Genomic DNA, 12554 nt, shown 5'->3' with positions numbered 1-12554 from the left:
ACATGTAATTGTAATTCTTGTGAAACTAGTGTCTGTTGGGGTCGCTGTTGGACTTGCAGGGTTATACAATAGAACGGTTGCAGAGTTAGAGCCGAACGCCTTATTACCATCGTTAAGACCTTCTTTACTCCAAGTTCCACCTCTGTCCCAATAACTAGGAATCCCATTAGTGTTACTGTCAAAAGCACTTGTTAAAGAATATATAATTTTATTATTACTTTTATCAAATAGTTCAATCTCATTAATTCGAATACAATTCCCACTATAACATCCTTCTAATTGAATCGTATAATTCGCCATAATCTCATCTCCTTTCTTAATATAAATAAATCAATCATTTCATATAGTTATGTGATTGATGCTTTCTTAATTTGTATTTTAGTTGTATCAATTATTTGTTTGAAGACTTTTCCTGATCCTAACACTTCAAAAGATTCATTTTGAAAAGCTTTATCCTCTGTAGAACTTGACAGATCAATTGCAATATCTTTTCCCATCCCATGTTTCAAAAAGTTATTTTCAGATGCAATATTTAATTCTTTCAATCTACCTTTCGCGATTAGTTCTAATTCCCCTAAGTTCACTAAAGAAGTTGCTCCATTATTTTTTGAAATATTCAAGCGATAAAATCTAAAACTTCCACTATTCTCTATATAGAAATTTTTAGCTACTCCTAATAACCAACCAGTTATATCATATTGTGAATCTAAGATAGTTTCTTCTCCAACAAACAAACCTGTGCTTGATGCTTCCACAGTCCATGAGTTTGGTGACCTAGAATTTATAGAATTATTTGATGGATACATTCTATACGATACGATTTTTTTTTCATTGCCTGAACCAAAATCACACTTCAGCCATCCGGAAGTCCCAGTAGAAGTTTGCCAATAACTATTATCTTTTATGCCATCAAAGACTCTCCAGCCCTCGAACCCCGCAGTTGAAGAACTTGTAGTTATGTTATTTGCTAAAGGTAATGTGAATTCATTCGGGAGTAAAGAATATAGTTTATCTCCTGATGAAATCAAAAATTTACTCGAATATGCTGATCCATAAGCGTAGTATCCATTTGGTGGAGAGTAGAAAAATGGAGTGAATCCAAAATTTATAAATGCACTTCTAGAATTCCCGCCTCCTGCGCCTATCACTGGATAAACCTCACCTAAAGTTTTTATGTCTGAAAATGCTACTCCTAAATCGACTCCATTTCTAGTAAACCCGAGTGTTCCAGCATCTAAATCTAGATACAAACCAATAACATCGCCTAATACCCATGCGGGGCTATAAGAAGTATTTTCTGGATATCTATATCCGTTGTTTCCATAGCCAACCCTCCAACTAGTGTCAACAATAGAAGATCCTCCGATAGGATAAGTTGAGTTTGCAATTCCTAAATAGAAAGCAGGACTACCAGAGTTTAGCTTCACCTCCCAATACCATTTTCCATACGATCTGCCGACGTTTGTCCTAATGGTTTTAGAAGCATGAGAATAGACTAAGCTACCATCCGACAGCCTTAAATCAATAATTTCCATTGAATTGTCTCCTTTCAAAATAAATAGAACACATCTTCAATTGAGATATGATCATTATAAATTTAGCCAAACGCAATTTTATCTATTTGACGCTTTGACATATCAATAGTGTGTTCAAAGATTTTACCTGTACCTAATGTGATACTAATATTGGTATATTCTTTTATTTCTCCCACATTGAATGTTAAATTTCCAACCTCATTCATTCCATGATTAACATATGTTAATTCGGATATATTGTGAAAAAAGCTCATTGATAAGTGTCTGATACCATACATCCTCAACTCACCAATTCCTACACTTACTGCTCCATTATTAGAAGTTATATTCAATCTATATTTTTGGTAAAAACCTATTTTGTTTAGATCGTAAATATTAGGTTTATCGTTAATCCAAGTAGACTGATTGTTCTGTGTATCCAATACAGTCCAATTTACTCCATCATTACTTCCTTCAAATGTCCAACTTTTCGGTCCAAAGGTGGGGTTGCTTAATATGACCATTAAATCGTACCTAGCTACAAGTGTTGGTGTTTTGAAATCGTATGCTACCCATCCATAAGTTTTTCCGTTTGGAGCCCAATATCTTTGAGAAATAGATGCTCCATCAAATGCACGAAAAGCAGGGACGGCCGTTTCATCGCTTGCGCTTGCCACTCCGCTAGGTGTAGTATTTGTAGTCATAATAGGTATAAGACTTGTAGTATATTTTCTGCTCAAGGTAAAATATTTTCCACCTGATGAAAGTAAGATTTTATTTTCATATCCCTGATATCTCTCGTACCCAGAAGGCATTTTGTATCTAAAGGTTTTTTTTCCAAAATTTGAAGTTACAGTGGATGCTGTTGATGCTGCTCCGCTACCATGAGTTGGATAAATCATTCCAAGACTTTTTAAGTCATTAAATGCAACTCCTTGTGATACCCCATTTTTCCAGAACTCCAATGTGCCATTATCCAAATCCATCAATATACTTATTGTATCTCCTATAATGAAAGTGTTCGCATAAGCTACTCCCGAAGCACCACTCCATTTCTTACCGTCAGAGAAATATCCCCTATGATTAACTGTATTCCATACTTTCACACCCGTTGTGACGCTAGTAACACCAATCATTGCTAAATTGTCCGACAAAACCACTTCCCAATACCACTTACCCGAACTCCTACCTATTGTAGCAACTGCAGCATAATTATGGTTTAGTGATGTTGCAGTTAGATCATCATTCGACAATGTGATACCAGGTAGTTGTTGCCAAAATACACCTGTCATAAATCTATCTCCTTTCATATAAATAAAAAAGAAGTAGAGCATACATACTCTACTTCACACTCACATTTTTTATTTCAATATACTTCTTCAGATCAATGCTTCCTTTAAACAATTTTCCTGATCCTAGTGATCCATTGGCAGTCATAATCTGAATTAAATCTACATTCTTTCTATCAAATACAGACAGATCATCCATTCCATCATTAATAAAAGTGCTTTCTGATGGTAAAGTTACTGAAATCATGCTCCATTCAGATGGAATTGCATCAATTATACTCTTCTTAATTAATTCCAATTCTCCTACTGTAGTATAGTTCAGTCCGTTATTAGATGTAATATTTAGTCTATAATTGAAGTATGAATATTCTTTATCTAAAACAAACTGCCTTGTTTCTTTCTGACTCCATCCTGTTGAGTTGCTAACCGTGTGAATTACACTCCAGTTAATCCCATCGTTAGATCCTTGAAATGTCCAATCTTTAGGTGCTGAACCTAAATCTGATGCGTCTCTTGACGTTATGGAATACATACTTAATGTGGTTATATCATTAAATTTATATGCTAGATGCCCACTAGGACTGCCAGCACTTGAAGCCCAACAATCTTCTGTACCTGTTGCTCCACCATTAAATGCTCTCCATGCTTCATAACTGGAATTATATATGCTACTTGCACTTGTTACACCTGATGGAGTAGTATTGGATGTCATTAAAGGAGTAATGATTAGAGTTTTATCCACTTTAGAACTCCCCAATTTAAAGCGTTTGTATTCAGCGTCATGCTTAATTAATGATCTAAACATTGGGAAAATTCCAATTTCCATTAATGGTCTAAAACCAGTTGCAGTGGCCGCCCCCACATAAGAAGTTGGATTATATCCACTCGCTCCTACATTTCCGCCTGTGCCACCTCGTCCAGTTCTGTTTGCTGATCCACCAGTATTTGTTGTAGAAGCCCATGATGCGGCTCCGCTCCAATTCCATACAAAATTGCTACCAGCACTGATCGCTCCATTTAGTGTAGAGTTAACAATATATTTATCCCATTCATTATCCTTATCCGTTGCGTTGATACCGCCTGTGGGAAGTCGAATTGAGGTTGAAATCTCTTTTGTCTTTAATAATGAAATTGGTGCACCGCCACCACCAGCCATTCCATTTGCATTTATAGAGTCCCAACTTATGCTGTGTTGAATATTTCGATCAGCGACCAACAGCTTGTGATCATCCCCATCTTCTACCATAATGAAGTAAAAATCACCATTCGGTGTTGCAGAACTTGATATAGGAATAAGATCAGAAGATTGCTCTCCTAATCCGCTAAACAATCCAACGTTGTTCGCTACTGAAGTCTGGTAATGACATCTGATACGCTTACCAATCTCAAGTTCAGTAACACTTGTTACTTCATCTGGATGGAACAATCGACCATCAAGGTCAATGTCTATAGCATCAAGAGAAAATGTTCCACTCGAACTAGTTGTCGATAATTTCACTTTGTGTAAACCCTTTGTCAAACCTGATACTTCAAAAACCAATACTTGATACTTATTCGCTGAATTGTTGGGATTCCATGTGGAGAATTTTCCATCAATCTCTATAGTTACGTTATTCACTCTATTAGTCCAATACAGATCAATGATCCTCAATTTTGTCCCATAAAAATTAAATTTAATGCTATTTGATGATGCTCCATTAAGTGGAATATAGTGGGCTGTTCCTACATAAGTATTAGAATCACCTGTAGCTGAAATCCAACCCACTCCTTCGTATTTAATAGCTGAATTACTATTGTCATACCTCTTCCAACCTGGTTCTGGTGCAAATAAACGTTGTCCCACCTGAGCCACCATATAGCCTGTGTCATCAATATCTACAGCATCAATATCCAATCTCCAATCTCCGTTAGTTCCGCTGATAAGCTTAACTTCATGGACACCTAATGGTAGATTAGTTTTTTCATAGGTTAACCGTTGTCTTTCGTCTATTGTTGTTGCCATTTTTGAATTAAACTTTTCAGTTGCTCCATCAATGACCACTGAAATATCATCTGCAAAAGTCGAACCTATACTTGATATTAGTCTTAACTTGGTTCCGTAAAATTTAAATCTAATTTCGTTGCCGCCCATCCCTTTTGCAGAATAGTGATGGGTTGCATTGTACAGAGTTGGCGTTCCTGTTTGAGTTTGAAATATCCAATTATCTCCATGATATACAAAAGCATCGTGTGTATCGTCATACCTCTTCCATCCTGTTTCAGGGGAGGTTAGAGCGTATCCATACAGATACCCCGTTTCATCAATATCTATAGCATCTAAAGTGAAATTTATACGATTATGACCTGTTGCAATAGTAACCGTGTGAAATGCAAGAGGTAATCCAGTCTTTTCATACACTATGGATTGCTGAAGGCTAGGGGAACCTACTGCACGAAACGCACTATACATCTCTGTTACACCATCTATCGTGATAGAGTTATCAGAATGCCTATCTGAGTAAAAGTCAGAGATAATCCTAAGCTTTGTTCCGAAAAATGAAAATGTAACATAGTTATTGTCGACAGCTCGGCTAGTTACTCTTATACTGCCACCATAATAACCTGTATTGGATGGGGTTGGGGTGGTCCAAGTTCCTGTATACTTTAAACCTATATGTGTATCATCATAACGTCTCCATCCTACCTCTGGTTCTTTTAGCTGATCTCCTACAGTTGCCATATATTACACCTCCCTATATTCAAATACTGGTCTAAATCCAATATAGTTTTGTGACGAAGCACTTCCTGTAAAAGCAACACCTCTATTATCGTCGCGCTGTTCATATCCTCGTACTATTCTGCTTGAAGAGGGTGCAGATAAGACTGCCCCTTTGTTCGTAGTCCATGAGCCGAGAACAGGCGTTTCCTTTGCCCACGAAAATACATTATGGTGATGCCACACATTATCGTCATTGGGCTGTACCTTTCCACCCAAACGACCATTTTTGATATACTCATCCCACTCATTAATCGTAGGGAATGCTCCCAATCCTAAGTCCTTCATACTCAGCTTCCCATCCTTATCTGCATATCCTACTCCACCAGATATACTACGGACAATTCCTGAGACACCACCAAAGGTTTTAGGCAACCCTTCGATAATCTTATTTGCATTCATTGAATCCCAAGTGACAGTAGAATGTCTAATGCGATCAGAGATTAAAAGACCTTTATCTACTTTAATAGCGTACCAGTAGTAGTTGTTTAAACTTGTAGTACCAACCAACCCATTTACAGGTATTTCGTTTATTCCTAGAGTGCCATCTATAAATTGCTCTCCAGAAGAATCATATCTCCATACAATATAGTCGCCAATCTCCATATCACTTATATTCGATCTCAATACGCCTGTAGTCGCTGGAACTGCCATAAAATCACCCCTTACTCACTCTGATTCCATCTAATTTCTTGAATTTCGTATTTTCAATCTTCTGCCTCAGCACCATCCCTGCTGGAGTGTCCGATGCTCTTTCCATATTCAATTGATATGTCTTCTTTAAGCCTAGAGAACCCGAGTCACTTTCGACAAAGGAATTGTTGTATTTCCCCTTCTCCTTAAAATCATCTATGTAGAAATTCGAATATTCTTTCTCAGCAACAATCTCAATTTTCACCTTCGCATACTTTGCAGGCGATTTGGACACAGCGCTATTAGCAGAGATTTCCTCATACGCCCCCCACTCAAACCCATCCTCAGATGTACTCCAGTAGATCTTGTATGCTGCGCCACCCGCAATATCTACGCTTGCAGCCACACCTTTAAATGAAGCAATCTTATCCTGAATCCGAATGGGAGTGGACTCCCAAGACCCATTAGCTGGATAGATTGAATTCCCGTCCGCATCCTGGCTCAACTCTCTTAGTTTCAACTTCTGGGCCTGATATATCGTATCTTTGAAAACACCTATGGATAGATCTATATCCAGTGCTATTTCTTGAATCGCCATACTTTCACCACCTTCTCATCTCAAAATCCAACTCAACGAATGTCCCAGTTTATGATTCCTGCATGATTTGCCTTCAGAGGGGCTACAACTTGATCTATGACAAAGCCATTTTTACGAATAACTAATTGCCCAGGCAGGTCCTGATCTGAGGTAATTTTAATTTGGAGAAAAGCAGTTTCTTTCAATGGCAGGGAACACACACATTGAAAGTTAATCTGCACATCGTTCAAATTCATCATTTTTTTGTACCCGAAGTTAAAACATTCAATCGTATTATTGAAAGCCCCCGAACTCCCAGGACCTGAATGTCCACTCATATTCACATCTGAAGAAACATTCTTGAATTGAATGATGTCACTGTATAGAAAGGTCCTACCCGTTAGCGGGTATTCTTGTTCTTCACATACGTATGATATAGAGTACCGATCCGCATTAATATGAAATACACCGTTGGCAACGTTGTGATACACGTGAGATCCTTGCCCGATCAATCCAAAAGAGACCAACTTTTCCTTGTTAATTTTATAAAAACTGTTTGATTGTTGTGTCTGCAAATCGAATTCGCTTAAATAAGTACCATCATAATAATCAGCAATCCATACATAGGCTTGAGATACAGGTGAGCGCGTAAATTGTGTATTACCTAGAATCACAGGACTTCCCCCTTTTAATAAAAAGGACAGGCTGCAATAGCCTGTCCCATAACTGTTTCTTTTTTTACACGTAACGGTAGGAAATACGTTTCTTGAACTGTTGCTTGCCACTTTTCGCGTTCAGCGGCACTACACATTGAATGGATAGCGTTACATAGTTACCAGCCGCATCTTGAGGATTTCCATTGTTACTAACGCCCAGGATTTCTTTCGGTCCCGGTGCAAATGGTGTTGCATAAGCGGTTCCCGTATGATCTTTGGTTGTCTTGCCTGTTGTTCCGATGGGTTTGGAAAAATCCTTACCAATACGTGAACTTTCTTCTTCCAGGTCTGTCTCCCCCAAGGAATCAACCTGAACGTGGAACCAGTTATTCTTCACCACTTCTACATCATGAGCCTCCGTGTCCCCAGTACCACCAGTCATATCTCGCGTTGTAATCGTGCAATCTTCCATTTTAGATACGTCCGAAGCGCCATTCTTATTGTTCCATACATTGAAAATAAAAATATCACTTTTGCTATCCGCATCAATAACCTTGTAGTCAAAAGGGGTAATAATCTCATTACTATGTGTAGCATCCATCCATGAAATAATTGGTTGTGTCATTATAATCCATCTCCTTTTTTATGTTCTGATCGTTAATTGAATCGTAAGATGTTGAATGTTTGAACCGGCTTCGACGATGTTGATTCTGAAGATATCTCCAGCCTCCACTTTTCTCACCTCAAATGTAGCCTCACCATCATCTTGATGTTGAAATGCTTCAAATTTCAGTGGACTCCCCATCACATCCTGCCAGTGAATGAGATCCTTGGATCGTTCAATTCTTATTTCAGTTGCGGTATCTCCAGTAACCCCACAGTAGCCCTTTACATGTAAAATCTCGCCATCGAATGGAAAAGGGGCTAAAATGCCCAGTACTTCCGGGTAAACCTGTGATTCTTTGCAAAAGACAATAACACGATCCTGTACTTCCAATGGAATCTCATTTAATTTCAGGTGTTCAGCTGTACTCATGAGCCCATCCACATCGGGATTAACCACCTGAAGGTTTTGACCAAATACATCAATCTCTACCCATGTCTTTCCATCATAACGATATCTCTTGCCATCCTTATACGTCTGTACCGTCCAGCCTATTTCAGGAGAAGGGTACTGCATACTTAACTCCTCAAAATCAGCAACCGGACTCTGGTACACAAGTCGAGTCGTCTGATAAGCCTCTTTTGCTTTTCCGGCAGCCTGTAAGGCTTCGCCAGCAGCCTCCAGTGCCCGCTTGATGGCGAGTTCGGTTTCCCCAGAATCTCCAGGCTGTCCCGGACCGCTATGTTTCACTGCTTCTCTAATTAAAGACTCTACATGTGCTAAAGTTATCCCATTTGACATAATTCACCTACCTAAGCGTTATGTAGCATATTTTTTATAAGACTGTTTCCAAGTTGATACCTCCCCCATAACTAGGAAACCTGTCTCTGGCTTATCATTAAAGAAATTCTTGAACAACCATGAAAAGCATTGCTGTGTCTAGCTTTAGAGAAGTTTTCTAATGGGACTAATGCCAGCTTTTTTGCATTCCTTGCAGTATTTCATTCGGTTCGATTTTGCCAGCATCCGTTTTCCGCATACAGTACAATTTTTAATATTTTCTCCTTTCCAGCGAGAGTACTCCAACACAAAGTCATCGAAGCGAACTAACTGGAAGGCAACCTCACCATGCTCCGCAGCGAACAAAACCTGTACGTTAGTTGAATCGACACGTTGACTTTCTTTGAGATACCCTAACTGAATAAGTTTGTGCACCAATAACCCCTGATCTTTTTTGCTTACGGCCATTTGACTATCACCGTAGATTTCTTTCCATTCATTATTAATCCAGTACGTATCATTTTCATTGATTCGATTATTAATCTTGCTGTAGACCAGTAAAACAAAGGCCAATTTCTCGAGTCGTTTACTTTTAAGTTGTTTGATCTTTTGAAGTTCTTCGTGCGTTACAGGTACATGATCAATCTCGATTAGCGTGCTCTTGCTTGCCTCCTCCCTTATCTTGATATACTTCTGAGACTGCTTAATGATACGATTGAGAAATGTATCCCACTGGACAGCATTGTAGTCTGGATAATACTTGGTCATAAACTGATTTAACAACGCATATGCATCTTCGGCGTTCTTCCCTTGTTGAAGCCCGTATTTAGCTAAACAAATCAACGTTTTGGTTGGCTTCTTATCCATTTTCCCATGTGCAATTGCTTGCTCGGCATGATGACGTTCATTCAGAATGATTTTCAAGGGCGCTGCTCCTTCACATACATTTGGGTCATTTTAAAGGTTCTTCCCGCGTACTCAATATCGCCGTCCCGGTCTCTAACCGGATAATGGATGATGTGATCATTGCGGAGCAATAGATTGCGAATAATCTGATCCCCGGAGACATCCCATACAAATTGCTTTGATTTCTCCGCATTTCGATAACACATGTCCACAATCATATTGCACAGATCTTCTTCGTTATTGCAGATCTCCAGCGCCTGCTCCTTGAAACGTGAAACAAACAACTGCCATCGGGCTGATCTTTCTTCCTTTTTCACCTTACTCTTGCGCAAGTTAGTCATATAGCTACGTAGCTCTTCGTTATGCATCTGATATAAACGTTGAATCTCCTTGTAACGAGCTTGTGAGTATTTTTTGGTACTCATCAGTATCGTATGATCAAATGGACTCTCGGACTGTTTTAGCTTTAACTTGTTGAACTCATCTTCCACTTGATGGCATAACCGGTTCATCACAGATGGTGCCGTGGATACAGGCATTCTCTGTTCATACTGTGCCAGGAACTGTTCCTGATCCGGAGATAGCTCCTTCTTCGAATACAACTCATCCACAGTCATGCCAAATAACTGCAAGCACTTCTGACTCGTTTTTTCTACATAGGTGGTATATTCTTTTTTCTGTTCCGGGTCATTGTATATGAAAAAATAAGGTTTCTTGTGTGCTACCATTTTCAAGGCAGACTCGTCCGTTACCGCAGCGCGAATATCATACCAGTGCTTCGGCATTTTTTTACATTCAATACCTTTGGCCTGATCAATGGCATTTTGTTGATAATGCTGACCACATTGAATTCGGTACATCATTTCCTGATATTCTGCACTATGCTCCTCATAATTGGCTAATACATCAAACATCGATGTGATTTTGTTCGTTGTAAAACCGATCAGATCACCAAAGCTGTCTTTGTTGGCCTGAATCAGATCCTTTTCATCCGGAATTTTTTGGGCTGAGGTTTTCTGTACACATACAATCGCATCAAGCTCCTGAATTGCCCCAAGAATTGTGTGGTTGTCTGTAGTTAAGACCTGATCACTATCCATATCTGCACCATTTAAGGAATGCGTCGTCGTATCCCATGAATTTAAGATCGTGACCGTGTTCATATAGCGATACCAATGCTGCATCTCATCTGTATTTCGAAAACGAAGCACCTTGATATTGTTATGACAAGTCATCGGAGCTCTGAAGCAAGCCACGCGGTCTACATGCCGCTCATTCCAATATCTGGAGTAGAACTCACCCGAGCTCAGCAATCCTGTTAGAGGTAAGCCAAATATGCTCTGACACAATGTATAGGGATCGCCAGAAATAATACTGAAATTGCCTTTCACTCTTAGAACTCCGATCTTGGCTTCATTCATTCGTTTACGTATTAAGGTATGAATTTTGTTGCGCACAAAAGGATCATCTATAAGTCGCGGGTCTACCATCAGCCCTTTGATATAATCATCTGGACTATTTCTATAATCGTTCTCATGGATGTGAATTCCTTTGAGAAATAACAGTGCCTTGCGATAGTCTTCACCCAGTACATCCTTAATCGAGTCCACCGTGGGAGTAATAAGTTCACCAATCTCGTTATCATCCAATTGGAGCGACTGAATAAACTGGTAGTTTAAATGACGCTCATCCTCCAGTTCTTCGGGTGTAACCTTCGTTACGCTGAACGTGTAGCCATAATAACCGCAACATAACAGATAATCGTCGATACTGTTGTACGAGCTCCATAGTTTGAGCATAGACGTTGTGATGATTAGGTCTACCTCTAGAATATCCACAGGATTACCCCAGGCATCGTCCACCATATACTTGCCTGCAACTCGATCAGCAAATTCGTGATAATCAAATGTAAAGACCATACCTTTACAGAAGCTATTACGGATACAAAATCCACTCGGGATATATGCATGTCCCAGCTCGGTTGCCCATCGTTCACTAAGTGCAGGAGAGATAAGACCGAACCCATCACTCATGTTCATCTGAATAGGCTCATTTTTCCTACTCTCAATGCGAGGGTATTCTGTCTCGGTATCATCAATCTGAATTATGTCTGCGCCAAATTCAGTTATACAATCATGAACAACCAATACCCGTTCGGGATGTGACACAGGCGTGCTTGTACTGCAAGCCAAGGCCTTATATGCCTCCAGTTTGGCAGGAACCAGCTCTTTATTGGGATCTCTGCCGTTATTCAATCTTTTCTCCAACAGCGGATGAATATCCTCACTCACATAGATGACCGTCGAACTTTTGGCTCCACCTGTCGTAGCCAATAACCGCTTGTATTTCTTGCCGTTGATGGAGAAAGCTTTTGATGAATTCAGCCGATCATAGTCTTTATTATTTTCAATGACCACCAGCAAGTAATCATCGGCAAACTTCAAATTTTTTAGTTCTTCATGCAATTTCTTCATTGCTCTTTTATGTTCAGCATTGGTTTTCAAGGCTTTTAATCGCTCTATTTCCAGCTTGATTCTAGCCAGATCTTGTTCCCTCTCCTTGGTGCCTCGAATACGATCTATAAAACGAAACACCTGATGGTTTCCAATAGATGCCACTTCTCCATTTACTGTCGCTTCTTGATAAGTAAGATGCAGATCATAATCCGCTTTTCTAATTCTGGAAGATGTAATTTTATAAACGTATCTCAATCGATCCTGATATGCATTGCCCATTCCCGATTCCCCCTGTTGCTTCCTGTCCTGATTAAATAAATTATAGAGTAGACCCGCACGACTGGCGCAGGCAAACAGGACGATCAGGGGATGAAAAAAGAAGAA

10 protein-coding genes are annotated in these 12554 nt (G+C 39.4%); all 10 read right to left on the bottom strand.

From position 1 onward, the window contains the following. Positions 1-347: 347 nt before the first annotated feature. The 10 genes from C161_RS09450 to C161_RS09405 all read right to left on the bottom strand — a co-directional run bounded on the left by C161_RS09450 (position 348) and on the right by C161_RS09405 (position 12449). Positions 348-1535, bottom strand: a complete 1188-nt coding sequence (locus C161_RS09450) for an SPRY domain-containing protein (protein WP_036669882.1) — start codon at positions 1533-1535, stop codon at positions 348-350. 62 nt (positions 1536-1597) lie between these two features. After that, on the bottom strand, positions 1598-2806 hold the full coding sequence (locus C161_RS31475) for an SPRY domain-containing protein (RefSeq protein ID WP_051449672.1): 1209 nt from the start codon (positions 2804-2806) through the stop codon (positions 1598-1600). Positions 2807-2855: 49 nt separating this feature from the next. Then, a complete protein-coding gene (locus C161_RS09440; RefSeq protein ID WP_036669881.1) occupies positions 2856-5522 on the bottom strand; it encodes a discoidin domain-containing protein in 2667 nt (888 codons plus the stop codon). A 3-nt stretch (positions 5523-5525) separates the two neighbouring features. Next, entirely contained in the window at positions 5526-6212 is a 687-nt protein-coding gene (locus tag C161_RS09435; RefSeq protein ID WP_036669879.1) for a hypothetical protein, read from the bottom strand. A gap of 4 nt (positions 6213-6216) precedes the next feature. Further along, positions 6217-6789, bottom strand: a complete 573-nt coding sequence (locus tag C161_RS09430) for a hypothetical protein (protein WP_036669877.1) — start codon at positions 6787-6789, stop codon at positions 6217-6219. A 32-nt stretch (positions 6790-6821) separates the two neighbouring features. Then, positions 6822-7442: a hypothetical protein gene (locus C161_RS09425; protein WP_036609954.1), complete on the bottom strand. Its 621-nt coding sequence runs from the start codon at positions 7440-7442 to the stop codon at positions 6822-6824. 64 nt (positions 7443-7506) lie between these two features. Next, positions 7507-8049: a hypothetical protein gene (locus C161_RS09420; RefSeq protein WP_036609956.1), complete on the bottom strand. Its 543-nt coding sequence runs from the start codon at positions 8047-8049 to the stop codon at positions 7507-7509. An 18-nt stretch (positions 8050-8067) separates the two neighbouring features. Then, on the bottom strand, positions 8068-8829 hold the full coding sequence (locus C161_RS09415) for a hypothetical protein (RefSeq protein ID WP_051449671.1): 762 nt from the start codon (positions 8827-8829) through the stop codon (positions 8068-8070). Between the two features lie 144 nt (positions 8830-8973). Continuing rightward, entirely contained in the window at positions 8974-9732 is a 759-nt protein-coding gene (locus C161_RS09410) for a hypothetical protein (RefSeq protein ID WP_036669874.1), read from the bottom strand. Then, positions 9729-12449: a hypothetical protein gene (locus C161_RS09405; protein ID WP_036669873.1), complete on the bottom strand. Its 2721-nt coding sequence runs from the start codon at positions 12447-12449 to the stop codon at positions 9729-9731. The genes C161_RS09410 and C161_RS09405 overlap by 4 nt, the downstream gene beginning before the upstream one ends. Positions 12450-12554 lie beyond the last annotated feature (105 nt).

It is taken from the genome of Paenibacillus sp. FSL R5-192, assembly GCF_000517845.1.
In the GTDB taxonomy this organism is placed as follows: Bacteria; Bacillota; Bacilli; order Paenibacillales; family Paenibacillaceae; genus Paenibacillus; species Paenibacillus amylolyticus.
This window is presented reverse-complemented; position numbering and strand designations above follow the sequence as displayed.